Source organism: Streptomyces sp. VNUA24 (assembly GCF_029167005.1).
Taxonomy (GTDB): domain Bacteria; phylum Actinomycetota; class Actinomycetes; order Streptomycetales; family Streptomycetaceae; genus Streptomyces; species Streptomyces scabiei.
This window is the reverse complement of record NZ_CP119143.1, coordinates 1,193,024-1,217,269: the sequence shown is the minus strand read 5'-3', so window position 1 is coordinate 1,217,269 and position 24,246 is coordinate 1,193,024. Positions and strand designations below refer to the sequence as shown.

The window sequence follows — 24,246 nt, the reverse complement described above, 5'->3', positions numbered from 1 at the left end:
GGGGGTGGGGGTGCGTCGCCGGGTGCGGGTGAGTGGGGCGTCTCGCGCAGTTCCCCGCGCCCCTGAAAAGCAGGGGCTGCGCCCCGTGCTTTTCAGACCCGCCCCTGGTCGCCTTTCAGGCCCGCGGGGCCCGTGGTCTTTCAGGCCCGCAGGGGCCTGGTCTTTTAGGGGCGCGGGGAACTGCGCGACCAGCCACGAACCGGCCCGCAGCCCGCATCCGACGGAACTCGGCAGACGGAACTCGGCAGTCGGCGTCAGCCCACCGCGGCGGTCACGCCCCCCACCCCGCCTGCTCCCCGCCCACCCGCTCCTCGACGATCTTCGACGCCCACCCGGACCGGCGGTACGCCTGGAGCGGCTCGGGGTCCAGCCCCATCTCCTCGCGCACCTCGCGCAGCAGCGGCCGCACATCCGTGTTGTACGCGTCCATCACGACCGCGTTGGCCTCCAGCACGTCCCCGGCCCGCTGGGCGGCGCCCAGCGCGTCCCCGTCGACCAGCAGCGCCTTGGCGGTGGCCTCCTGCACGTTCATCACCGAGCGGATGATCGCCGGGATCTTCGCCTCGATGTTGTGGCACTGGTCGAGCATGAACGCGACCTCGGGGGTGAAGCCGCCGCCGCGCACGACCTCGTACATGATCCGGAACAGCTGGAACGGGTCCGCGGAGCCGACCATCAGGTCGTCGTCCGCGTAGAAGCGGGAGTTGAAGTCGAACGCGCCGAGTTTCCCCTCGCGCAGCAGCGTCGCCACGATGAACTCGATGTTGGTCCCCGGCGCGTGATGCCCGGTGTCGACCACGACCTGCGCCTTGGGCCCGAGCTTCAGACAGTGGGCGTAGGCGGTGCCCCAGTCCGGCACGTCCGTCGTGTAGAAGGCCGGCTCGAAGAACTTGTACTCCAGCAGCATCCGCTGGTCGTCCCCGAGCCGCCCGTACACCTCGGCGAGGGCCTCGGCCAGCCGGTCCTGACGTGCGCGGATGTCGTCCTGGCCGGGATAGTTCGTCCCGTCCGCGAACCACAGCTTCAGGTCCCGGGACCCGGTCGCGTCCATGATGTCGACGCACTCCAGCAAGTGGCCGACGGCCTTGCGGCGCACCGCCGCGTCCGGGTGGCAGACGCTGCCCAGCTTGTAGTCGTCGTCCTGGAAGGTGTTGGAGTTGATCGCGCCCAGCCGCACGCCACGCTCCTCGGCGTGCTTGGCGAGCGCCGCATAGTCCTCGACCCTGTCCCAGGGAATGTGCAGCGCGACCGTCGGAGCCACGCCGGTGAACTCGTGCACCTTCCCGGCGTCGTCCAGCTTCTCCCACGGATCACGCGGAACACCCTGCTGGGCGAACACCTTGAAGCGCGTCCCGGAGTTCCCGTACGCCCACGACGGCGTCTCGACGGCCTGGGTCTTGAGGGCGGCCTTCACTGCAGCGATGTCAGGCATGTCAACCTCGGGATACGGCACGGCCCCGGAACAGGGCGCGGCCTGAGTCTTGTTGAATCGATTCATTTTGGAGCTGGAAGCTAGCTTCCCCGGTGGTGTCCGTCAAGCGGCTCCGGCTGTCGACCGAAGCGGGGAGGTTCCACTGTGGCGGCGTGGCTCCAGCGGCCGGAGATCTGCGGCCGAGGCCCCTCCGGTCGGGGTGTCCGGGGTGGACCCCTGTGCCCCTTGGGGCAATGAAAACCTACTTGAGTTCGGGATTCAAGGTTAGGGTGCTCCTGTACGACGTCGCCGATGCGATGAGAATCCCCACCCGGGGCGCCGAGTAGGAGCCGATCGCCATGCCCAGTGCCACCTACGCCCTGATGAAGGGTTGGTTCCAGGAGTCCGCTGCCCAACGGGGACCCATGAATCTCGCGGCGGAGCGCGAGCAGGCTGCCGCCCTCGCGGACATGTACCGAGAGATTCCCAGCGTCGTCGTGGAGCCGGCCGGGGAGCTCAGGGCAGGCTCTTACCTGCTGACTCCGGCCGGAGCCCGTGACGACCTCGTCGTCCTCTTCATCCACGGCGGCGGGTTCCGCTCCGGGCTGGCCAGAGGGTCACGCGGGCTGGGAGCGCACCTCGCCCTGGCGACCAAGGCACGGGTGCTGCTGCCTGAGTACCGGCTGGCTCCGGAGGACCCCTACCCGGCGGGACTCGACGACTGCCTGGCCGCCTTCGACCACGCCGCTTCGCTGGCGCCCAGAATCGTGGTGGCGGGCGAGTCCGCAGGTGCGAACCTCGCGCTCGCGGTCATGCTGCGCCGCTTGTCGGAGAACCGCCCCGGCATTCTCGCGGGGGTGCTCTACGCCGGTGTGTTCGACCTGCGCACGGAACGGTTCTCCGAGGGCAGCTGGACCGACAACGCGGACACCGACCCGCTGTTGCCGGACGAGCTCGGCCAGGCCATGCACGACGACTACCTCGCCGGGCACCGTGCGGACGACCCTCTGGTCAGCCCCGTCGTCGCAGATCTGCGGGGCCTGCCGCCCCTGTTCCTTCAGGTCTCCGGTGCGGAGCGGCTCCTTGACGATTCACTGACGGTGGCCGACCGGGCGGCCCGCGCGGGTGTGGAGGTCGAGCTGGAGGTGTGGCCGAAGATGTTCCACGTCTGGCAGGCGGGGGTCGGCTTCCTGCCCGAGGCGACCGAGGCGGTGGCCCGGACCGCCGCGTTCGTGCGGCGCGTCGCCGACGGCCGTTTCGTCGACGGACCGGCGCTGCTGGGCGGGCCGGCGAGCCTCGAAGAGGTCTTGTAAGAGCCCCTCACCGATGGCGAGGTGGTGATACGTGCTGCCTCGGTCTGCCGCGCTCGGCTTCTCACCGGGGGCAACAGTGTCGTCGACCGCGGACCGGGCGCCGACGACACAGTGCCGGAAGACTGCTGGGCACCTGTCGACTTCGCGATCTGTCGAACGGCAGGGACGGCCGAGGCGCAGTGCTCAGGCGAACGGCAGGGACGGCCGGGGCGCAGTGCTCAGGCCCCCGTCGGATCCATGGCATTGCCGCAACCAGCCGGTGCCGGCCGCCAGGCACTTGCCGCCGCACGGATCCCGACGTACCCATGAGGTCCCGGGGCCCTGCGGTTCGTACCCGCCGGGCCTCGGCATCTGTAGGACCGGCGCCGACCCGCGCGCCTTCTGACCCTTTGCGTGTACGACGCGTCCACCGATTGGAGAACCTCGATGACCGACGCTGACGTCACACCCGAAACCGTGGAGGCCCGCGAGTTCGCGCACCTGTCGACCACCTCGACCTTCGCGGACATCGTGAACCATCCGGCGTTCGCGGGCTTCGGCGACTACATGGTGCCCTGGGAGTCCGGCGAGTACGCCGAGGTCACCCGCCCGCTCACCGTCGAGGCGCTGGCACCGCACCTGGGCGCCTGGGATCCCCGGACGATGGTCGACGGCCTCAACTTCCTCGTCGACCAGGTCAACCAGGGCCGTACCATTTTCCACGCCCTCTACGGTGAGAGCGAGATCGCCGCCGAACCGTCCAAGGCCACGGCAGGTATGTTCTTCGTCCCCGGAGCCCCGGGCAGCCCGCTCGCCTTCGTCGCCGCCGGTGGCGGATTCACCTCGGTCGCCTCGATCCAGGAGGCATTTCCGCACGCCAAGGCCCTGCACGCGCTCGGATACAACGTCGCGGTGCTCAAGTACCGCATCGGCAAGGAAGACCACGACGACGTCTCGGTGCCGCTGGCACGCGCCAACGAGGACATGGCCCGGGCCATGGGCCTGCTCGCCGAACACGCGGACTCGTGGGGCGTCAGCCTGGACGGCTACTCGGTCTGGGGCAGCTCGGCCGGCGGACGGCTCGTGTCGAGCTGGGGCACTGATGGCCCACTGGGCGCCCGCGCGCACGGGTTCCACGGTCCCGCCGCCGTCATCGCCGCCTATCCGGGCACTCCGTTCGGGCCGTACTCGGCGTCCTTTCCGCCGTACTTCGTCACCGTCGCCGCGGACGACGAGGTGATCTCGGTGCCCGAGGTCGACCGTCTTGTCGACGACCTGCGCGCCATCGGTGTCGCGGTGGACTACCACAGGACCGATTCCGGGGGACATGGATACGGTCTCGGCGTCGGTACGCCCGCCGACGGCTGGCTCGACGACGCGGTCGCGTTCTGGCGGTCGCACGCCACCGCCGGCTGAGCCCGGGGCCAAGGGCTGTGCCGGCGAGGGAGCGGCTCCGGGCCGCGCGAACGACCTCGCCCGGCCGCGTGCGGTCCGCACGCGGCCGGGCTGAGGGTGGAAGTGGTCAGCGTGCCGCCCCGACCTTCGCGCGGATGACGGGGATTGTCCCGGCCGCCGTACGTGGCAGGCCCTTGAGGACGAGCACGAGGGCTGTCGTCACGAGCACGCCCACGGCCACGGCCGCCAGGAAGAGCAACGGCCCGCCGAGGTGCCCTGCGGCGAAGACGCCGCCGTAGGGCATCGTCAGGGTGCTGCCGAAGGTCATCGTCAGGGCTCCGGCGGCGGCGCCGCCCACCATGGAGGCCGGGATCACCCGCAACGGGTCGGCCAGCGCGAACGGGATGGCCCCCTCCGGGACGAAGGCGGCCCCGAACAGCCAGGCGCCCTTTCCGTAGGTCCGCTCGGCCGGTGTGAACAGGGAGCCCCGCACCAGGGTGGCCAGGGACAGGGCCAGTGGCGGGACCATGGCGGACGCCACCACCGTCGCCATGAGGGTGAAGTTGAGGCTGTTCGGCGCTGTCTCGATGCCTGCGACGGCGAAGGCGATGGCCGTTTTGCTGAGGGTTCCGCTGAGGTCGAAGGTGACCATCAGGCCGAGCACCATGCCGCACACGGCGGAGCTTCCCCAGGTCAGTGGCGGCAGTTCGTGGTTCAGCCACTGCGCGAGAGAGGCGATCTGCGGTCCGGCCACCACATAGACCGCCGCCGTGGTGACCACTGTGGAGAGGAACGGGAAGACCACCATGGAGGCGGCGTTCCGTAGTGAGGAGGGCACGGTGATCCGCTGGAGAAGCAGGGTGACCGCGCCCGCTGTCACACCGGCGGCCAGACCGCCGAGATAGCCGGACTGGAAGTTCATGGCGACCATGCCGCCGATGACACCGGGGGTCAGCGCCGGCAGTCCGGCCATGCCGTAGGCGACGTACCCGGCGACGAGCGGTGCGAAGAGGGCCAGTGCGCTGACGCCGGTCTGCAGCAGCAGCGCGGCCCAGGTGTCGGGGTCCGTCCACGAGCCGTCGTTCAGGAGCGTGGACATCGTCGTGGTGATGTCGGGGCCGCCGATGGCGAAGGCGAGGACGGTCAGCAGCCCGCCGATGGCGGCCAGGGGCGCCACATAGGGCGTGCTGGCGGCGAGCCATCCACCGATCCGGATGCCGACATGTCCGCTGTGACCGGAACCGTGGTCCGTGCGGGCGCTCGATGGGGTGGTGGCTCGGCGGCCGGAGGGTTTCATGGTGAGACTCCAGGTGCGTGGGGGCAGCGCCTTGCGGGCGGCTGCCGTGTCATGGCCGGCAGGAGGTTCGACGGAGTGATGACGCTTCGCGTCGGCGACCGGCTGGGGAGCGACCGGAAAGATGCGGGGCCGCTCGGCGACAGGGACGGTGTCCGCAGGGAGGGTGACCCGGGCCCGGTCGTGACCGGGCCCGGGTCAGAGGCCGTCCTTCATGGGCTTGCTGTCCTGCGGACAGGGACGAGAGGCTGAAGCGATGATGCCGCGCGGTGGCCCGCGGTGATCCGGGGCCACCCCGTGGCCGACACGCAGGCTCAGCTGTCTCCGTACACCATGTCGGCGTTCATCGACCGAAGGATCGTGGCCGCCCTGATGTTGATCATGCGGTCGGCGCCGTTGTAGTTCCACGCGGCACCGTGGTGAATGCCCGCGATGATGGCATCTCCCCAGGCACCCTGCTCGTAGACGGGCGCGCCCGAGTCACCGGGCTTGGTGAAGTTTCCGTTGCAGTAGCAGGGGTTGTTGGTCCCTCCACGGTCCATGAGGAAGGCGTCGTTCTGGTCGACACAGTGCCAGCTGCCGAACCACATGTAGCAGAAGCCGTAAGTGGAGTACGAGATCGGGTGACCACAGTGGTTGAAGGTGGTCTGCCCGCTCACACAGAGCTTGCGGCCCCAGTACATCCAGTCGGTGTAGTTGCTGACCCAGGCGTTGGATTCGCTCGCGGCATAACCCCCGGTGTAGATGCGCCCGGTGTAGTTATTGCCCGCGATTGCCTCGGCGTCGATCCACTGGTGAATTCGCGTGACACGACCGAGCGAATTTCCGGTCGGGGTCCTGACCTCTGTGTTCCAGTCGAAACAGTGCGACGCGGTGATCATTTGCTTCTGGCCGTCCACCTTGTGCTTGACGGTGAAGCCGGCCGTGCAAGTCATTCCACCGCCGTTGATCGAACCTCCGCCCCAGAAGGGTGAGTAGTCGTTGAACCGGTTGTTGTTCGGCGTGAAGCGGCCGGGCATCGTCTCGACCGCGTCCGGGAACCGTGACTGCAAGGAACTCGCCGCAGACTTGGGAGCCTCAAGGTTGACGACTACCTTGTCCTTCTCGCCGTCGTAGGTGTAGCCGACGCCGTACTTGCGCGCATCCTTGTGCCACTTGGCCTCCTTGAGGGTCTTGAAGACGCCGGAGACCTCGTTCCTGGTGAGCTTGCTGACTTTGATCCTGACCTTCAAGCCGGCGGGGATCTCTGCCTTGACCTGTGCCTTCTCGGCGGCAGATGTCCCGGAGGGCAGCACCAGCAGAGGGCTGGACGTGCCGGCCTCACCGAAGACGCCGAGTGCGGAGTGCGCGGTGGCGACCCTGTCGAGCTGCTGCAGCTGCGTCTGGCTCGGTGCCTTCTGCGGGACTTCCGGGGAGGCTGCCGCCGTGGCGTCGGCCGTCATCGGAAACGCGAATGCGGTGACGCTTGCGAGAGTCACTCCGATGAGGCGCTTCATTCTTGTGCTTCTTCTCACTTTTCCCCTTTTCGTACGTGTGGAGAACCAGGGATCCGTCACTTTTCTCCCGAAGGGGAAGAGGCTTTCGGTGAGCCGTCTCGTATCGGGAGATTTCCGACCCTCACCCCAGGGGGTGGCCGGATCGGGGGAATTTTCATGCGCATTTGTTCCCTGCTCAGATGAGATGCGGGAGCGCTCCCATGAAGCGCTGCGGGCGGTCGGGGCGTCCGGATCCTTGCCCGGGTCGCGCCATCGGGCACTGTTCACCGTGCGGCCGTGCGGCCGGCCGCGCATGCGTGAGGCGGCGGGTTCGTCCGCGGCTCCCGGTGCGACATCGGATCGCGATCGCCAGGGTGTTGGTGGCGTTCGCGGGTCGGTCCGTGCTTCTTCAGGGGCGCGCCCCGCGCGACGAACCGCCACCGAGGGCGGTGACGCCTCGTCAGCGCTCGCGCGGTGGGTGGCGGACCGGAGGCGGCCTTGGCGCGCCTCCGGGCTCCGCCTGTGCGTTTCATGTGAGGAGCATCGCCGCAGGGTTCCCGTGACTCAATGGGTACTTCCCCCGTCGGGCGGGATGGGTAGTTCCACCCTGCTGCTCCTACGGGAGGGACCCCCGGCTCTCCACCCACCAGGCCGCTATCTGGGCGCGGGAGCTGACGCCGAGCTTGGCCCTGATGTTCTCGATGTGGCGGTCCGCGGTGCGCGGCGACAGACTGAGCATCGTCGCTATCTTCCGGTTGGTCATGCCCTTGGCCACCAGCGCGGCCACTTCCTGTTCCCGGCAGGTCAACGAGTTCGTGGCCGTGGCCGCGGTTCCTTGCCCGGTGTCGGTTCCCGGGTCCAGAGCGAGGGCGATGGCCTGAGCCGGACTGTCGTGCCTGGCGCCTTCCGCCACGGCCTTGTCGTATCCGGTCTCGCCCAGTGCGGAGAGGACTGTCTCCCGGCAGTGAGCGCGATGCTGGCCCAGGGTGGAGACGGGGCAGGCGCCGATCTCCCGGGACAGGGCGTACACGGAGCCCAGCAGCTGAGCCGCCCGCTCGTGATGGCCGCGAGACGCCGTGATCCAGGTGAACACCTCCAGTGCCGCCGCGGTCCCGGCGTAGTCGTTGAAGCCTCGGAGGGTCTCCAGCGCGGCCCGGGTCAACGACAGGCCTTCTTCCGTGTCACCGTCCGCCCACAGCGCGTAACCCAGCGCCCACAGTGCGTAGGATCCGAAGAGCCGTTCGCCGTGGGCCTTCGCGACCTCCACCGCACGCCTGCTGGTGTCCGCCGAACGCGGGTCTCCGAGGTGGGCCTGGGTGATGGCCACCTGGAACTGCCAGAACAGCATCTCGGGCCCCTCGCCGGCCGCCCGGTGGGCGGCCAGGGCCTCCTCGTAGAGGGGTACGGCCTCCTCCATCCGGCCCCGGAACGCCGCCGACGCACCGCGGAAGCCGTGCACATACGGCAGGACGGAGGGATCGTTGAGCCGTTCACCGAGCTCTTCGGCTTCGTCCAGCCACTGGTCGGCCGTCGCGAGAGCGCCTTGCAGCAGTGCCACCCAGGCGGCCGCCCACAGCGCCCTCGCCCGGACAGGAGTCGGCTCGGGTGTCGCCGCCAGCAGCCGCTCGAACTGACGGCGCCCCTCGCGGAGGAAGCCGTCGGCACACCAGTGGAAGCGGAGCGCCGTGGCCAGGCGGAGTGTGGTCTGACCGTCTGCCTGGTCCTGGTCCTGATCCTGATCCACCTCCTCCACCTCCTCCACCTCCTCCGCATCCTCCGGTCCCTCCGGTCCGGAAAGTTCCAGCCGGGCCCGGGGGTGCTCCTGAGCTTCCGCGACCGCCGTCCTGCGGAGGTCCAGTGCCACCAGGAGGTTGCAGTGCTCGGCGCGCAGCCGGGTCAGGGTCTCCTCCTGGCCCGGGCCGAACCACGCGGCTGCGGTCCGTTCGGCGAGGGCCAGGAAGAAGTCCCGGTGCCGCCGCAGCACTCGTTGCTCTCCTCCCGACTCGGTGAGCCGAGCTCTTCCGTACTCCCTGATGGTCTCCAGCAGGCGGTAGCGGTGCAGCCCTTCGGCTTCGGTCGCCAGTACGACGGACTGGGCCACCAGCCGGTCGAGCAGGTCCAGAACCTCGTGTTCCGCGATGCCCTCACCCGCGCAGACCTCCTCGGCGGCGTCCAAGCCGAAGCCGCCGACGAAGACCGACAGCCGGTTCCACAGCAGTCGTTCGGCCGGCGTGCACAGGTCGTAGCTCCACTCGATCATGCCGTGCAACGTGCGCTGGCGTGGGGACTTGGTCCGGCAGCCGCCGTTGAGCAGGGCGAACCTGTTTCGCAGACGGTCCGTCAGCTGGTCGACGGGGAGTGTGCGCAGGCGGGAGGCGGCCAGTTCGATGGCCAGGGGCAGCCCGTCCAGCTCAGTGCACAGCTGGATGGCCTGAGCGCGGTTCGAGTCGGTGATGCGGAAGTCCGGCCGGACGGCGATGGCCCGTTCCTGCAGCAGTTCGATCGCCTCGTCCGGTATCGAAAGGGGGGGAACGGGGAGGACGTGCTCGCCCGTGACCCCCAGCGTCTGACGGCTCGTGGTCAGGAGGCGCAGCCCCGGGCAGGCCAGGAGCAGTTTCTTCGCCAGCTCGGCGGACGCGTCGACCAGGTGCTCGCAGTTGTCCAGGACGATCAGTGCCCGGTTGTGCGTGAGGTGATCCGTGATCTGGTCGAGGGCGGGTCTGGTGCCGAGATCTGGTAGCCGGAGGGTGCTCGCGATGGTGGGCGCCACCATCGCGGGGTCCGGGACCGGGGCCAGGTCGATCAACCACAAGCCGTCGGGAAACGACTTGCTCATCCCCGTGGCTGCTTCCAGGGCCAGCCGGGTCTTGCCCACCCCGCCGGCTCCCGTGAGTGTCAGGAGGCGCACTTCGCCGAGCAGACGCTGGATCTCGGCGACCTCGCGGCGCCTGCCCGTGAAGCTGGTGAGGGGCGCGGGCAGATTGCCCGCGGTTGTGATCATGCTGGTCACGCTGCACCTCGCGATGTGTCGTGCAAAGAGGGTCAGATGCTAATAGATGTCAGTTGCTGACCTTGCAGGCGGTAAGGGGTGATTTCGGGATCTGTTCAAGGTCTGCGGTGGTCGCCGTCGGCCGGGCCCCGCTTGCTGTCTCTCGCGACGCCGGTCGAGGGCTCGGTGGGTGGTGGCGGTCCCGTGCCGCGAGGGCGCCCGTCCGGCGGCCGGGAGTGTGTGGGTGCGCGAGGCCGGTTCGCAAGGTGGTGTGCCGCGTCCCTGCGATTCCGGCATCGACTGTGTCGATCAATAAAATCGTACGACATTGTCAACTGACAATGTCGCCTGTATGGTCGGTCACGACAGCCTGCGCGGAACGAAAGGCCAGCTCATGACTCATGCGAACGTGCGCGGAACGGAACCGATCCCCCAGCGTCCCGCCCTGCCTCTGGTGGGCCACGCCTTCGACATTCCTGGTGGCGCCGACGGTCTCCTCTACGTGATGAAGGAGGCCAAGGAACTCGGCCCCCTGTTCAAACTCCGCGTCTTCGGCAATGAGATCAACTTCGCCTCCGGCCTCGACCTGGTCACCGAGCTGGCGGACGAGACGAGGTTCCGCAAGAACGTGCATCCGGACCTCGTGATCCTCCGGGAGATCGGTGGCGACGGGCTGTTCACGGCCTTCAACGACGAGCCCAACTGGCGCAAGGCGCACGACGTTCTCATGCCGGCGTTCTCCCTCGGCGCGATGCGCGGCTATCACGCGACGATGCTCAAGGTGGCCCGTGAGCTGATCGGGAAGTGGGACCGGGCGGCCGGGACGGAGCCCGTGGACGTCGCCGAGGACATGACGCGGTTGACCTTCGACACGATCGGGCTGTGCGGCTTCGGCTTCGACTTCGAGTCGTTCGGCCGGGAGGAGGCGCACCCCTTCGTCTCCGCGCTGACGCGCGCGCTCGGCTTCGCCCAGGCGAAGGGGGAGTCCATCCCCGGTATGGACCTGTTCAAGTGGCGGCAGGCCGAGCGGTTCCGCGCCGACGTCGCGGTGATGCGGGACCTCGTGGACGAGGTGATCCGGCAGCGCAGGGCCTCCGGTGACACCGCCACCGACGACCTGCTCGGCCGCATGCTGCACACCCGTGACGCGGTGACGGGCGAACCCCTGGACGACGTCAACATCCGCCACCAGGCGATCACGTTCCTCATCGCCGGCCACGAGACCACCAGCGGCGCCCTGTCGTTCGCCCTGTACTACCTGACCAAGCACCCCGAGGTCCTCGCCCGCGCCCAGGCGGAGGTCGACGCGCTGTGGGGTGACACCGACGATCCCGAGCCCGACTACGGCGACATCGGGAAGCTGACGTACATCCGTCAGGTGCTCAACGAGGGCCTGCGGCTGTGGCCGACGGCTCCCGCCTACGCGGTGGAGCCGTTGGAGGACACGGTCGTCGGCGGGAAGTACGCGATGAGCAAGGGCGAGTCGATCCAGGTGCTCATCCCCCGACTGCACCGGGATCCGGCCTGGGGCGAGAACGTCGAGTTGTTCGACCCCGACCGCTTCCTGCCCGAGCGGGAGGCGGAGCGGCCGGTGCACCTGTTCAAGCCGTTCGGCAGCGGTGAACGCGCCTGCATCGGCCGTCAGTTCGCGCTGCACGAGGCGACACTGGTCCTCGCGTTGGTGATCCACCGCTACCGGCTGATCGACCACACCGACTACCAGCTGAAGATCAAGCAGTCGCTGACCCTCAAGCCCGACGAGTTCACGCTGGCCCTTGCCCGGCGTACGAGCGGCGAGCGACGCCTGCCCACCGCCGCTGCCGCCGCCGGCGCTCCCGCGGCCGGCGACCGGACCACGACACGGCGTGCCACAGGAACCGCGCTGACCCTGCTGCACGGCTCCAACCTGGGCACCTGTGCGGGCATCGCGCACGACCTGGCGGCGGACAGCGGCGAACGAGGCTTCTCCCCGACCGTGACCTCGCTCAACGACGCCGCGGGCAAGCTGCCGGCCACCGGTGGACCCGTGGTGATCGTGGCGGCCTCCTACAACGGCAGGCCCACCGATGACGCCGCCGAGTTCATGGAGTGGCTGGAGGGGCTTGAGCCCGGCTCGCTCGACGGCCTCCACTACGCCCTTCTCGGTGTGGGCGACCGCAACTGGGCCGCCACCTACCAGCGCGTCCCGGCCCTCATCGACGAGCGGCTCGCCGCGGCCGGTGCGACGTCACTGCTGGAGCGTGGTGCCGCGGACGCCTCCGGAGACTTCGCCGGAACGGTGGACCGCTGGACCGACGATCTGTGGACCGCACTGCTGGAGCGGTACGGCGCCACCGGGGAGGCGGCCACGACGGAGCCGGACACCACCGGAGCGGAGACGGGGCTCTACGAGCTGGAGGACACGACGGACTCCGTCATCGGTGGACTGGCGGCACGGCACGGCGTCCAGCCGATGGAAGTACTCGAAGCCCGCGAACTGGCCGACATGGAGCACGAACTGGGGCGTTCGAAGCGCTTCCTGCGGTTGCGGCTGCCCGAGGGCGTCACCTATCGCACCGGTGACCACCTGGCGGTCCTCCCCAGCAACCCCGACTCCCTGGTCCGGCGGGTCGCGGACCGCTTCGGACTCGACCTGGACCGCACCGTCCGGCTGCGGGCCCGCCGGCGCAGCCGGGGCGCCCTGCCCGTGGACCGCCCGCTCACCCTGCGCCGCCTGCTCACCGACTTCGTCGAACTGCAGGACCCCGCCTCGCCGGAACAGGTCGCCGTCCTCGCCGAGCACACCGCCTGCCCGCCCGAGAAGCGTCCCCTGGCCGAACTCGCCGCGATGGACCCCGAGGGCTTCCGCGAGCAGGTGACGGCCACCGGGCGCAGCCTCCTGGACCTGCTGGAGCGTTACCGGGCCTGCGAGTTGCCGTTCGAGATCTTCCTTGAGCTGTTGCCGGTGCTGCGTCCGCGCCACTACTCGATCTCCTCGTCCGCCGTGGCGGCACCCGGCGAGATCGACCTGATGGTCTCGCTGCTCGCCGCACCCCACCGGGCCGGCGAGGGCACGTTCCACGGCATCGCCTCGCACCACGTGCAGACCGTCCGGGCCGGTGACACCGTCCAGGCCAGGGTCCTGCCCTGCAACGAGGACTTCCGCCTGCCGGGGGACCCGTCCGTACCCGTGATCCTGGTCAGCGCGGGGACCGGGCTCGCGCCGTTCCGCGGGGCCGTGCTCGACCGCCACCACACGCGGTCCACCGGAACCCTGCTGTGCTACTTCGGCTGCGACCACCCGGACGTCGACTACCTGCACCGCGAGGAGTTCGAGGCGGCGGAGGCGGCCGGGGCCGTCAGCATGCGGCCCACCTTCTCCCACGCCCCTGAGGACGGCGCCCGTTTCGTCCAGGACCGCATCGCGAGGGAGAGCGACGAGGTCTGGGCGGCCCTGGAGGCCGACGGGCGGGTGTACGTCTGCGGTGACGGCCGCCGCATGGCCCCCGCCGTGCGGGAGGCGTTCATGGCCACCTACCGCAAGCACACCGGCGCCGACGACCAGGAGGCCATCGCCTGGCTGAGCGCCATGATCGAGTCCGGCCGCTACGTCGAGGACGTCTGGGCCGGCTGACGCCCCGGGCGCGACGGCCACGGTCCTCGCGCCCGCCTCGCCGCCGCAGGGGCCACGGACGTGCGGCACGTCCGTGGCCCCCCTTTCCCGCCACATGTCCCGCTCCTTCTCGAACTCGTGAGGTTCCCATGCCTGTTGCACGTTCGGCACCACGCCGAGGATTCCCGGCCGTCGCCCGCTCCTCGCAGGCGAGCGCCCGGTGAGCGCCCGCGGCGGAACCGTCCTGACCTTCGGCGTCGCGGTGGCCCTCGTCACCGGAGTGACCCTGGGCAACGGCGGAGCGAACGTGATGCCCGTCTTCGTCGACGACTTCGCCTCGCGCTTCACACTGTCGGACTCCGGCGCCGGGCTTGTTGCGGCGACCCAGCTCATGGCCACCGCGGTCGTCACCCTGCTGCTGGCCCGGCGGGCCGCCCGCCCCGGGCGCGTACGAATGACCCGTCTGGGCCTGGCGCTGTCGGGAGCGGGCTTCCTGTGGGCGGCGTTGGCCACCGACCCGGTGACCCTGATCCTGGCCAACCTGGTCCTCGGCGCGGGGCTCGGCGCGGTCTACGCGGCGGCCACCGCGGCACTCGCCGCCACCGACGACGCCGACAAGGCGTCCGCGGTCACCGTCTGCGGCGTGGTCGCTGCGACCGCTCTGCTGATCATGGGTGTTCCGGTGGCCAACAACGACCTGGCGGAGGGTGCCGGGTTCCTGCTCATGGCACTGTGCTGCCTGCTCGCCTGGCCCCTGGTCCGCCGGCTCCCCGACGGCCCTCCGGCACCGGGCCCGGAGTCCTCCGGCACGGCCGAGGCGGCCTCGGGCAGGCCCTCGGTGGTACTGCTCGTCGGTACCGCGTTGCTGTGGGCGGTCACGCAGGGCGCGTGGTCGTACGCCTCGGTCCTGGGCCGCCAGCACACCGGGATGTCGCACTCCGCCGTCGCGGCCGTCCTCGCCGGCTCCAGCGTCGTGGGGCTGGCCGGCGCCGTCGTGGGGCCCATCGCCGCCCGGCACTTCGGGCGGATGCGGTCCATGGCCGGCTTCGTCACGGCCCAGGCTCTCGCGATGGCGCTCCTGACCTTCACCCACGATCCCGTGTTGTTCGTCGTCGCGGCTGTTCTCTGGCAGGCGTGTCAGCTGGCAGTCCTGGTGCAGATGCTCGCCGCCGCGGCGCTCATCGATCAGACCGGACGCCTGGTGGCCTCCCTGAGCGGGGCGGGTGCCCTGGGCACCGGCATCGGACCGCTGATGGTCGGAGGAATCCTCGACGGCGCCGGAGCCGGCGTACTGAGCCTCGTCCTGGCCTGCGGAACCATGGTGGCCTCCATCCCTCTGATGAGGATGACGGTGGCGAGCGCGAAGGCCGCGCAGGACCGACGGTCGGTGGCCTCGCCCGTGCGGTGACCGGCGCCGTCCATGTCGGCCGGTCCCGGAGAGGGGCCGTCCGCGGAGGGACCGAGGCCGGGGCGGTCGGGTCGCGTCACGCGCGGTCCGACCGCCCCGGCTTTCGGAGCGCGTACGCCAAAGTCTCGTATGCCAGGGCCACCCCGTACCGCCATGTGGGGTGCGGGGCGGCCCTGCTGTGTCGTGCGTGGGCCGTCAGGCGACGCGCCGCGCAGCCCTGCGAACCGTTCGATGCTGACTGCGTGCGCCTCGCCGTGCCGCTCGGGTGGTCTGGGGCGGATGGACAGCAGGCCGCAGGGTCCCGGTGGGCCGTGGTGAGATCCGTCAGGGGCCGTCCGGCAGTGCCACCAGCTCCAGGCGGCCTCCGGCCAGGGCCACGGCCGCCGACACCAGCGCTTGGAGGCAGTCGAGTTCGGCTTCCTCGTCGCGCAGCGAGAGATGCTGCACCGACAGACCGTCGAAGCCCGCCAGGAAGAGCCGTGCGATGGTCTCGGCGGACCGGGCGAGCTGGTGCCCGGTGCGTTCGGCGGCCTCGGCCACGAGCTTCGTCGTCACGCCCATGACCTCGCGGTAGTGGCCTTCCAGGGCCTCCCGCAGACGGGGCGTACGCAGTGCGAACATGGACAGCTCGGTGAGGAGTTGATGACTGGTCGGCTGCTCCCGCAGGGTCCGCCAGAGCGCCGAGGCCAGCGCGGCCACCGTCTCCTCGAAACCGGCGCCGTCCGGTACGGCGCCTTCCACCTGCTCGATCAGATCGTGGGTCAACTGCTCCATGACGGCCCGGTACAGATCCTCCTTGGTACCGAAGGTGTAGTGCACCGTCGCCTGGGCCACGCCCAGCTCGGCGGCGATGGCGCGGGTGCTTCCGGCGGCCACTCCCTCCCTGGTCATGAGGTCGATGGCCGCGTTGATCAGCTGGGGGCGGCGCTCCGCCGCAGACACATGAGCCATGCATCCACTATAGCGACTTGGTCTTCTGATTTAGTCGATCGATCAAGTTGAGGTGAAATGTGGGGTGTGAGGCGCCGGAGGGAGGGCGTCGGCCGAGCGGATCTGCCGTACACGCGCATCGAACGGCACACCGGCCCCGGCGGGCTCTGGGGCATCGACGATCCCGGCGGCCCGATGTGCGAGCCGGCCCGCTCCATCTCCGGCAGGGCGCTCTCCGGTTTCGGCGGTCACCCCATGCCGGACCACTTCGCGGACCACCCGCCACATCGGCAGGTCCTGTCCTACCTGCGTCGTTCGCGAGTCGGCGCCGGAGACACCGACCTTGGCGCGCAGAGACGTCTCGCGCAGATCGAGCCGCGCCGCCTCGGTGAGTTCGGCGGGCGTGTCGGTGAGGCCCTTGGGGGTCGTGTCCCAGGACGTGTCAGGGCATGCTGCAGGGGATCAAGCGCTCGGCGTTCCGGTTCCAGGCCCATGGCGATCTCTCTGGAGCCTGCATGCCGCGAAGCGTCCGGCTGAGGTGTGTCAAGGCCCGATCCGGCGGAGGCACCACCTCCGACATGCGGATTCCGGCCTTGATCCCCGACAGCACTTGGCGGGGCGCCGCCCCTTCGGGCGTGGAGCGCCCCCACTCGCTCCTCTCTCGCTCGAAGACCTCCCGGATCTCGCCCCGGTCGCGCCGGCCTCCATGGATCCCTTGCCGGCGGGGCTCGACGACTGCCCGGTCTCTCTCGGCGGTTGTGCGGTGGTACGCCCACCGCCTGCTGGGTACAGCCCGCACCTGCGCCCGGTCCGGCTCTCGGACCGGGCGCCGTGGGAAACGGTCGGCAGGGCGTGCGACGCGCCCCTGTCAGCCGTGCGCCCGCAGATGTTCGAGGAGGAGGCTGTTCAGCGTCTCGGGCGCCTCCTCGGGGATCCAGTGGCTGACGCCCTCAAGGGTCTCGAAGCGGTACGGCCCGCCGACCCACCGGCCGGTGTTCCGCGCCGCCACCGGGCCGAACACGGCGTCGTCCGTGCTCCAGACGTAGAGCGTGGGGACGCTGATGACGCCGACCTCGCCGTCGGAGCGGCCGGCCCGGTACCAGTTCAGTGCCGCGGTGAGGGCACCCGGCCGGGACAGGTGCCGGGCGTGGGCGTCGGCACTTGCCTGGGGGATCCTGCCCGCGTAGGCGGCGCGCAGCTCCGCGGCGTCGTCGGCGAGCATGCGGTTCTCGGTCGCCGGTGTCTCGCGCCAGTCGATCATGTACTGGGAACGCTTGCGCTGGTCCTCGTCGGTGCCCAGGGCCTCGGCCAGGGCGCCGGGGTGCGGTGTCGAGACGACGGTCAAAGTACGCACGCGGCCGGGGTGGGCACCGGCGACCCACCACGCGACCGCGCCTCCCCAGTCATGGCCGACGAGGTCGAACGCCGCCCAGCCCAGTTCCTCCGTGATCGCGACGACGTCGTCGGCCAGAATGTCGAGCCGGTAGTCCTCGGGCCGCTCGGGGCGCACACCGGGGGAGTAGCCGCGCTGGTCCGGTGCGACGACGCGGTGGCCCTGTGCGGCAAGGGCCTCGATCTGCCGCTCCCACGCACGTCCCGTCTGCGGGAAACCGTGCAGCAGCAGGACCGGGCGGCCCTCGGGCGGCCCGGCCACGAGGGCGTCGAACGTGCCCGCAGCGGTGGAGATGCTCAGCTCGGTCACGAGTGAATCCTTCCTGTGGATCAATCGGTCGTTCTTCGGTGACGGACCGGGGACGCGCGGCCGAGGACGCAGGTCCGCCGCACGCCGGCGCTCGCCCTTCGCGTGGGAATCCCCGGCGATCCGACCCGGCGTGGTGCGTCCATCGCCTCCATCGCGATGGTCGCGGCTGACTTGCTCGCCCTGCTTCGGCTGTCCCGTTCTCGCCGTCCCGGTGTCGATCGGAGCCTAGATCATCGATCCCCGTCCTCCGCGCCGGCCACCGGAACCTGACCCGGATCTCTCCTTCTTCACCGCAGTCGTCCGTCTCGACAGGGGTGCCGGACAGGGGAGTGCCGGACAGGAGCGGGCAGGGCACACCGCCGGTCGTTGGGGTCCCCTCCGTGGCCGCGTGGGTCGGTTCCCGTCGGTCCGGACCTGCGGAGGTTCCGTGCAACACCCGGGACATCGCTGCAAGGAGGCGGGCTGGTGAGCGAGATCCCGTACGAACGTGTGTGATAGGAGCGGGGCTCGCGGTAACCAGGGCGCTGGCCGAGCGGATCTGCCGTACACGCGCATCGAACGGCACACCGGCCCCGGCGGGCTCTGGGGCATACGATCCCGGCGGCCCGATGTGCGAGCCGGCCCGCTCCATCTCCGGCAGGGCGCTCACCGGTTTCGGCGGTCACCCCATGCCGGACCACTTCGCGGACCACCCGCCACATCGGCAGGTCCTGTCCTACCTGACGTCGTTCGCCGAGGCGTACGGACTGAGGGGCCGTATGGGGTTCGGCAGGGAAGTCCGCGACGTGACGAAGAACGTCGAGCGTGCCTACGCACCTGCTCGACGAAGGACGGCACAGCGGGGAGGCTCTGCGCGATCGAGACCTCCAGCACTTCCAGCAGTTCCTGCTCATCGTGGCGGGCCGTGGTCTCCTGCTCCAGGAGTTCCATCGCCGAGGCGTAGGCGACCCGGCCGCGGCCCGGCATCGGCCGGCGGATCCGCACCGCGGGGAGCACCAGACGGTTCTCCGCTGAGGCGAACCGCACCGGACAGCGGAAAGACGTCGGTGAACGGCCGCGTGTCACCCGGTGCGGGGCAGGCGAACCCGACGCTTCTCGGGGCGAAGTCGCCCCCCGCTGAGCCGGGTGAGTGTGACGACACTGACGAACGCCTCCTCGGCGAGGAAGACCGCGACCGGCGGATCGAGGGCCGGGTCGGGCAGCCCGGCCCGCAGCGCGAGACCGGCCTCCTCCGGCCGGGCCGTCCAGACCACCGTGGCCCCGGACAGGTTCTGGAAGCGCACGCCCGTGTCGACGGGAGGCGGGGTCCTGCAGGGTGTCGGCGCCGGCAGCGCGAGGCCGAGCTTCCCCAGGCGGTCAGATGGTGCGCCGCCCCACCCGCAGGCCCGGATGCGGATCGCCGGTGGGTGCGACCGCACGCCGGATGGCGGCGCTGCCCGGGCGGTAGGAGACGCGCAGCGCAGCGGAGCCCAACACGGTCCCGTCCAGTCCCCCGCCCGCCAGTGAGGGCCGCAGGTGGCGGTGGGAACTCGCACCATGGGCGCGGTCGGTCCGGGTGACCGATGGTGTACCTGTCCCGCTCGCGCCCGGCGTGCGCACCCGGCAGCCTCCGGCCTTGTCACTTCCATGGCCGCTCATCGTGTCGCGTACACGGTCCGGCGGAGGCTCCCACCACCGGACGGCGTACCGGTCCGCTCAGAGCTTGGTGATCTTCCATTGCTGCTGTGGAGCGGCCTGGTAGCCCCACTGGTTGACGGTGGCGTCGTCGTCGGTGGAAGCCGCGTCGACGTTGAGGGCGAGTCCGCTGAAGCGGTTGGTGAGCAGGTAATGGCCGTCGCCGGTGGGTGTGACGGCCCAGTGCTGCTGGGGCACGTCGGCGTCGGTCCATATGTCGGTGGGACCGCCGTCGGCGCGGGAGAGACCCGCAGTTTCGAGAAGTGTGCGGGTCGCGGCGTTGCGGATCTTGAAGTAGCCGTCACCTGTGGGGATCAGGGTCCACTTCTGGGTCCTCTCCTTGTCCCAGGTGGTCTGTGTGAGCGGGCTGCCGTTGGCGGCGCCGGCGATGGTGAGGGTCTTGCCGCTGTGGCGGGCGGTGATGCGATAGATGGTGTAGTCGGCGGGGAAGGCGGAGCGCTGGAGCTTGGGCATGGTGGTGCGTCCGCCGACGCGGAGGTTGCCGATGTTGGCGTAGTCGCCGGTGGCGGCGTTGACCTTGATGCGGAGGTATCCGACGTCACGGGCGGACCATTCGACGGTCTTGAGGTTGCGGTCGCCGGTCCAGGTGGGGGTGGCGACCTGGGTGAAGGTGGTGCCGTCGGTGCTGGTGGAGATGGTGCAGGAGGTGATGTCGCCGTCGGTGGAGTTGTTGCGGTTCCACTGCTTGGGCAGGTACTCGAGGGTGGTGATGTTGTTCCAGACGCCGCCGAGGTCGATGGTGATGGTCTGGGGCAGGGCCAGGCTCCAGGTCGACCAGCAGGTCTCGAAGCCCTTGTCGCTGAGTCCGTCGATGGCGTTGAGGGGACCTTCGCCGGTGTGGAAGCCGGTGGCGTAGGCGTTGACGGGGGTGACGGGATGTTCGGCGCGCAGGGGCTGCGCGGGCAGGGGGGCTCTGGAGGTGTCGGGGTTCCAGGCGGCGCCGACCTCGGCGAGGCGGTTGACGATGTTGGTGTCGAGGCGGCCGTCGCGGTTCGGCGGGCAGTTGAGGATGAAGGAGGTGTACTTGGGTTCCAGGTCGGCGAGGTGGGAGAGGATCGAGGCCTTGCTCATGGGGTCCTTGGTCGGCGTCGAGGGGTGCCAGAACCAGCCGTCGCTGATCGTCTGCCCCTGCATCCCGGCGAAGGTGTTCCCGGCAGGCGCGCTGATACCCAGCGGCTCCTCGAAGAAGATCGCGTCACTGAGGAAAGGCACCGACAGGCCGCCGATGTCGACCATGACGCAGTTCGGCTGGAGTGACTGCACCAGGGTGCGGATGCGTTGGTAGGAGACGGCCTGCTGGCCCATCTGCCACGCGTATCCGTCCGTCATGAATATGTCGATCTTGCCGTAGTCGGTGAGGAGTTCGGTGATCTGGCCGAGGATGAAGGTGAGGTCTGCGGGCTGGACGGCTTCCTTGCTGCCGACGCCGTGGCGGGTGTCGTAGGCCTCGACGGTGTGGGTGCGGTCCCAGACGGAGAAGTAGAGGCCGACCTTGAGTCCCTTGGCGCGGAAGGCCTTGACGTACTGGTCGACGATGTCGTGCCGGTACATGCTGCGGGCGACGCTCTGGTCGCTGTGGGCGGTGGGCCACAGGGAGAAGCCGTCGTGGTGCTTGGTGGTCAGGACGCCGTAGCTCATCTTCGCCGCGGCGGCGGCGGCGGCCCACTGGGCGCAGTCCACGGCGGTCGGGGCGAACAGGGCCGGGTCCTGGTGGGGGGCCGCCCACTCCTCGTCGGTGAAGGTGCCGAGGCTGAAGTGGTTGAACATGCCGAAGCGCAGGTCGACCAGCTTGCTCAGCTTCTCCTGCGGGGTGGCGGTGGCCGCCTGGGCCAGGGATCCCAGGCCGGGGACGACGGGCAGGGCGGAGGCGGCCAGTGCGGCGCCCGTGACACCCATGAGCCGGCGGCGGGACAGACTTCCGGACACGTTTCACTCCCGGTGTTTCGGAGGGGGGAGGGGCTGATGTGACCTATGAATCTCATCAGTGTGTCAGACAGGTCAACCCCAATGCAGGGATGAATGTCCTTGAGTTTAGGGGCTATTAGCGTCAAAGCATGGGAATCTGGGCTATCGCAGTGGGTATACATCGCATGTATGAAGGGCCGTGCTCCCGGGGAATCGCCCCGGGAGCACGGCCCTTCGGCTGCGGTCCCTACGAGACGGGCCGCAGCCGCCACTGCTGCCCGTTGCCGCCGGTGGAGGACCGGGCGACGACGGCGGCCCCCTGGCCGACGGCGTCCCCGACGTCGGTCAGATAGCCTGTGGCCCGGTTCGTCAGACTGAAGTAGCCGCCGGAGGCGTACACGAAGCGCCACTGCTGCGTGGTCGCACCGGTGTACGTGGCCTGGTCGAGCTGGGTGCCACTGTTGCTGTCCGGAGACTCCAGGACCTTTCCGCTGGTGACGTTCACGAGTTTCACGTAGCCCGAGCCGACCGACTCCACGCGCCACTGCTGGTTGGTCGCGGCCGTACAGACCCAGGTGCAGGTCCTGCCCTTGTACGGCCACTGGATGACCTTGGCCCCGTCTGCCGTCGAGCCGCCGCTGACGTCCATGGCCATGCCGCTGGTGCGGTTGGTCAGTGCGTAGGTGGCGCCGTCCACGGGCACCGGCACCAGGCTCCAGTCCTGGTTGTCCCCGCCGTTGGCGGTCCACTGGACGACGGGTGCCCCGTCGGCGGTGGAGCCGCCGGACACATCGGCGACCAGACCGGACTTGCGGCCGAGGATCTGGTACGTTCCGTCACCGTTGGCCCGCAGCTGCCACTGCTGGTGGGTGCCGCCGTTGGCGCTCCATTGCTCCAGCTGGACGCCCCGGCCGGTGGCGGCGTCGGGCACGTCGAGCACTTTGCCCGACCCGATGTTGGTGAGCGTGAGCCAGCCGGTCCGGCTCCCGGTCAGCTCCCACTGCTGCGCGCCGGAGGAGGCGTAGGCGGACTGGGTGGTGTACCCGGAGGAGTTCACCGTCAGCGCCTTCCCGCTCTTCCTGTTGAGTACGGCGTAGGCGCCTGCCGGAGTCGGGTCGCCGATCGGGGTGACCGACAGGTTGTCGAACGCCTGGGTCTGGTATCCGGCCGTGCCCAGCCCGGCCTCACCCGCGGTGAAGGATGTGTCGGTGACGCTGCCGACGGTGCTGCCGTCGATCTTCGCGGTGATGGTCGACCCCTCGAAGGAGACGGCCAGCCTGTGCCAACTGCCGGTGCCCAGTGCGCCGGTGGTGCCCGACCTGAGTGTGGTCAGGGCGCCGTCGGTGTCGTTCCTGACGAGGGACCAGGCGCCGCTGTCGTCCACCTGCAGGTAGTACTTGGCCATCTTCGCGGTCTCGCCGGAAGGTTCGGCGCCCGCCCGGCCGATCACCTGCACCGCGCCGGCCTGCGCCAGGTAGGCGTCGACGCTCACGGTGTAGTCGGTCCAGTTCGGGTTGCCCACGATGGTGTAGGGCGTGCCGGTGTGGTTCCACTTGATGGGGGCGGTAGGGGCCATCTGGCGTACGCACCGCCCGGACCGGCCGCCGGGGCAGGAGACGGTCTCGAAGGCGCCCTGCTGCTGGGCCGTGTACTGCGGTTCGTGGCCGGGGGTGTCGGACTCGAAGCCGTTGTCGTACGGCAGTGCCAGCGGCGCCCGGGGAGGGCTCGCGGCGGTGCCCTTACCCGTGGTGGACAGGGTGGTGAACGAGTACGCGTAGCCGGGCTTCAGGGTGGCTGTGAACGAGCCGCCGCCCGGGGAGATGTCGGACTGTTCGACCCAGTAGCCGGACAGATCACCGGAGTTGAAGTCGCTCGCCCACACGTGCACCTTCGCCGAGGCCGGCAGCCCGCCGGTCACGGTGAAGGTGACATCACGGGAGGCGGTCGCGTCCAGGGTCTCCGCCACGACGCTGTAGTCGCCGTGGTCGGCCGACTGGTAGCTGACGTACGAGCCGTTTGCGCGGTTGCCGCCGAAGTACCCGGAGGCCGAGTCGATGTACTTCCAGCCCGGCGAGGTGACCTGGGTGGTGTGCGCGATCCCCCACATCGCCTTGCCCGGGTCGTAGTACCCGGACCAGGGCTGGTTGGCATAGATCAGCCCGGCGGTGGGCCAGGGCACGTTGTCGTGGATCGACCCGATGATCGGCCAGTTGACGTAGCCGCTCATCCTGCCGTCGAGGTATCCGCGGTTGATCGCACGGACGGTCGGGGCACCCCCCACGTTGTAGTCCTGCGAGCCGTTCTCGCTGGCCCAGAGCGGCTTGCCGGTGGCCACCGCGTTCGACGAACTCGGGCAGTTGCTCATGGCGTTGAGGTAGCCGCAGGGGTAGTGGGCGCCGATGACGTCCACACTCGACGAGAAGGCCGAGTCCTTGAGCATGTCGTCGGCGATCGACCAGCCGACCTGGTCGTTGCCAACGATCTGCGTGGCGTAGCCCGCCTCGTGGATCGCGTCGTGCAGGTTCCCGTAGAAGGTCTTGTCGTAGGCCTTCTCGTTCTGGCTGCCGCCGAGGTAGTCGATGGTCAGATGGTGCCGGGACGCGCAACCCAGCCAGTCCGTCAGGTAGTCGACGGTGGCGGTGGAGGTGAAGCTGCCCAGGTGGCCCGGTGCGCCCCAGGCCAGCGCCGCCAGCTTGATCTTCGGGTTGCGGGCCTTGGCCTGCTCCATCAGCCACCACTCGTAACCGCGGTCGCAGTCGAGGTCGCCGACGGCGTGCGAGTGGCTGGACTCGGAGCCGGAGGTGGAGTTGGTGTCCCCGCCTATCTCGACCTTGAGGATCTGCAGCGAGGCGCCGTATCCGGGCTTGAACAGGTAGTCGAGGATCTGGCCGCGGAAGGGCTCCGGGTAGTCGATCAGCAGCCGGCTGTTGCCGCCGCCGCCGCTGATCGCGCCGACTCCGTCGAAGGTGCGGCCGGCTTCGGCGCCGTCGATCGTGACGGTGTCGGACGCGGCGTGCGCAGGGAGCTGACCGACGGTCACGGCGCCCAGCGTCGAGGCCGCGACCAGGGTCAGAACGCTGAACAGGGACCGCCAGGATCTGCGTGGGCGGGTTCTGCGAGGGGACATGTCTCTGTCCTTCTTGTCGTGCGGGGAGGGG

The 24,246-nt window shown here is 69.8% G+C and carries 14 protein-coding genes and 1 pseudogene; 6 read left to right on the top strand and 9 right to left on the bottom strand.

Annotated features, from left to right (window positions below; all coding sequences use genetic code 11):
- Positions 1-271: 271 nt before the first annotated feature.
- The gene (rhaI, locus tag PYR72_RS04830; protein WP_275454056.1) at positions 272-1,432 is read right to left on the bottom strand and encodes an L-rhamnose isomerase; all 1,161 of its coding nucleotides are present in this window, start codon (positions 1,430-1,432) and stop codon (positions 272-274) included.
- Positions 1,433-1,770: 338 nt separating this feature from the next.
- Here rhaI and PYR72_RS04825 point away from each other — a divergent pair, with 338 nt between their 5' ends.
- Entirely contained in the window at positions 1,771-2,724 is a 954-nt protein-coding gene (locus PYR72_RS04825; RefSeq protein ID WP_275454055.1) for an alpha/beta hydrolase, read from the top strand.
- A gap of 426 nt (positions 2,725-3,150) precedes the next feature.
- Positions 3,151-4,119, top strand: coding sequence for a hypothetical protein (locus PYR72_RS04820; RefSeq protein ID WP_275454054.1), 969 nt, complete (start codon positions 3,151-3,153; stop codon positions 4,117-4,119).
- Positions 4,120-4,225: 106 nt separating this feature from the next.
- Here the strand turns inward: PYR72_RS04820 and PYR72_RS04815 are convergent, their stop codons facing one another.
- The 3 genes from PYR72_RS04815 to PYR72_RS04805 all read right to left on the bottom strand — a co-directional run bounded on the left by PYR72_RS04815 (position 4,226) and on the right by PYR72_RS04805 (position 9,868).
- Positions 4,226-5,395 (bottom strand): PTS fructose transporter subunit IIC, encoded by a 1,170-nt coding sequence (locus PYR72_RS04815; RefSeq protein ID WP_275454053.1) that lies wholly within the window; start codon positions 5,393-5,395, stop codon positions 4,226-4,228.
- A gap of 311 nt (positions 5,396-5,706) precedes the next feature.
- Positions 5,707-6,888, bottom strand: coding sequence for a hypothetical protein (locus PYR72_RS04810; RefSeq protein WP_275454052.1), 1,182 nt, complete (start codon positions 6,886-6,888; stop codon positions 5,707-5,709).
- Between the two features lie 595 nt (positions 6,889-7,483).
- The gene (locus PYR72_RS04805; RefSeq protein ID WP_275454051.1) at positions 7,484-9,868 is read right to left on the bottom strand and encodes a LuxR C-terminal-related transcriptional regulator; all 2,385 of its coding nucleotides are present in this window, start codon (positions 9,866-9,868) and stop codon (positions 7,484-7,486) included.
- Positions 9,869-10,250: 382 nt separating this feature from the next.
- Between PYR72_RS04805 and PYR72_RS04800 the strand changes: the two genes are divergently transcribed.
- Both PYR72_RS04800 and PYR72_RS04795 read left to right on the top strand, forming a co-directional pair.
- Positions 10,251-13,469 (top strand): cytochrome P450, encoded by a 3,219-nt coding sequence (locus PYR72_RS04800; RefSeq protein WP_275454050.1) that lies wholly within the window; start codon positions 10,251-10,253, stop codon positions 13,467-13,469.
- A 199-nt stretch (positions 13,470-13,668) separates the two neighbouring features.
- The gene (locus PYR72_RS04795) at positions 13,669-14,856 is read left to right on the top strand and encodes an MFS transporter (protein WP_275454049.1); all 1,188 of its coding nucleotides are present in this window, start codon (positions 13,669-13,671) and stop codon (positions 14,854-14,856) included.
- A 324-nt stretch (positions 14,857-15,180) separates the two neighbouring features.
- Here the strand turns inward: PYR72_RS04795 and PYR72_RS04790 are convergent, their stop codons facing one another.
- Positions 15,181-15,807 carry a TetR/AcrR family transcriptional regulator gene (locus PYR72_RS04790; RefSeq protein ID WP_275454048.1) on the bottom strand — a complete coding sequence of 209 codons (627 nt, stop codon included), beginning with the start codon at positions 15,805-15,807 and terminating at the stop codon, positions 15,181-15,183.
- Between the two features lie 847 nt (positions 15,808-16,654).
- Positions 16,655-17,488 (bottom strand): alpha/beta hydrolase, encoded by an 834-nt coding sequence (locus PYR72_RS04785; protein ID WP_343245512.1) that lies wholly within the window; start codon positions 17,486-17,488, stop codon positions 16,655-16,657.
- Between the two features lie 491 nt (positions 17,489-17,979).
- Here PYR72_RS04785 and PYR72_RS04780 point away from each other — a divergent pair.
- Both PYR72_RS04780 and PYR72_RS04775 read left to right on the top strand, forming a co-directional pair.
- A pseudogene (locus tag PYR72_RS04780) lies at positions 17,980-18,285 on the top strand (NAD(P)/FAD-dependent oxidoreductase); the annotation flags it as partial.
- 7 nt (positions 18,286-18,292) lie between these two features.
- Positions 18,293-18,502 (top strand): hypothetical protein, encoded by a 210-nt coding sequence (locus tag PYR72_RS04775; protein WP_275460678.1) that lies wholly within the window; start codon positions 18,293-18,295, stop codon positions 18,500-18,502.
- Positions 18,503-18,549: 47 nt separating this feature from the next.
- Here the strand turns inward: PYR72_RS04775 and PYR72_RS04770 are convergent, their stop codons facing one another.
- The 3 genes from PYR72_RS04770 to PYR72_RS04760 all read right to left on the bottom strand — a co-directional run bounded on the left by PYR72_RS04770 (position 18,550) and on the right by PYR72_RS04760 (position 24,215).
- On the bottom strand, positions 18,550-18,771 hold the full coding sequence (locus PYR72_RS04770; protein ID WP_275460677.1) for a hypothetical protein: 222 nt from the start codon (positions 18,769-18,771) through the stop codon (positions 18,550-18,552).
- A gap of 412 nt (positions 18,772-19,183) precedes the next feature.
- The gene (locus tag PYR72_RS04765; protein WP_275460329.1) at positions 19,184-21,079 is read right to left on the bottom strand and encodes an alpha-L-fucosidase; all 1,896 of its coding nucleotides are present in this window, start codon (positions 21,077-21,079) and stop codon (positions 19,184-19,186) included.
- Between the two features lie 256 nt (positions 21,080-21,335).
- Positions 21,336-24,215, bottom strand: a complete 2,880-nt coding sequence (locus PYR72_RS04760; RefSeq protein ID WP_275454047.1) for an RICIN domain-containing protein — start codon at positions 24,213-24,215, stop codon at positions 21,336-21,338.
- Positions 24,216-24,246 lie beyond the last annotated feature (31 nt).

Coding starts and splice junctions, on each gene's coding strand:
- PYR72_RS04825 (WP_275454055.1), top strand. CDS start 1,771: ATGCCCAGTGCCACCTACGCCCTGATGAAGGGTTGGTTCCAGGAGTCC.
- PYR72_RS04790 (WP_275454048.1), bottom strand. CDS start 15,807: ATGGCTCATGTGTCTGCGGCGGAGCGCCGCCCCCAGCTGATCAACGCG.
- PYR72_RS04815 (WP_275454053.1), bottom strand. CDS start 5,395: ATGAAACCCTCCGGCCGCCGAGCCACCACCCCATCGAGCGCCCGCACG.
- PYR72_RS04760 (WP_275454047.1), bottom strand. CDS start 24,215: ATGTCCCCTCGCAGAACCCGCCCACGCAGATCCTGGCGGTCCCTGTTC.
- PYR72_RS04800 (WP_275454050.1), top strand. CDS start 10,251: ATGACTCATGCGAACGTGCGCGGAACGGAACCGATCCCCCAGCGTCCC.
- rhaI (WP_275454056.1), bottom strand. CDS start 1,432: ATGCCTGACATCGCTGCAGTGAAGGCCGCCCTCAAGACCCAGGCCGTC.
- PYR72_RS04810 (WP_275454052.1), bottom strand. CDS start 6,888: ATGAAGCGCCTCATCGGAGTGACTCTCGCAAGCGTCACCGCATTCGCG.
- PYR72_RS04765 (WP_275460329.1), bottom strand. CDS start 21,079: ATGGGTGTCACGGGCGCCGCACTGGCCGCCTCCGCCCTGCCCGTCGTC.
- PYR72_RS04820 (WP_275454054.1), top strand. CDS start 3,151: ATGACCGACGCTGACGTCACACCCGAAACCGTGGAGGCCCGCGAGTTC.
- PYR72_RS04805 (WP_275454051.1), bottom strand. CDS start 9,868: ATGATCACAACCGCGGGCAATCTGCCCGCGCCCCTCACCAGCTTCACG.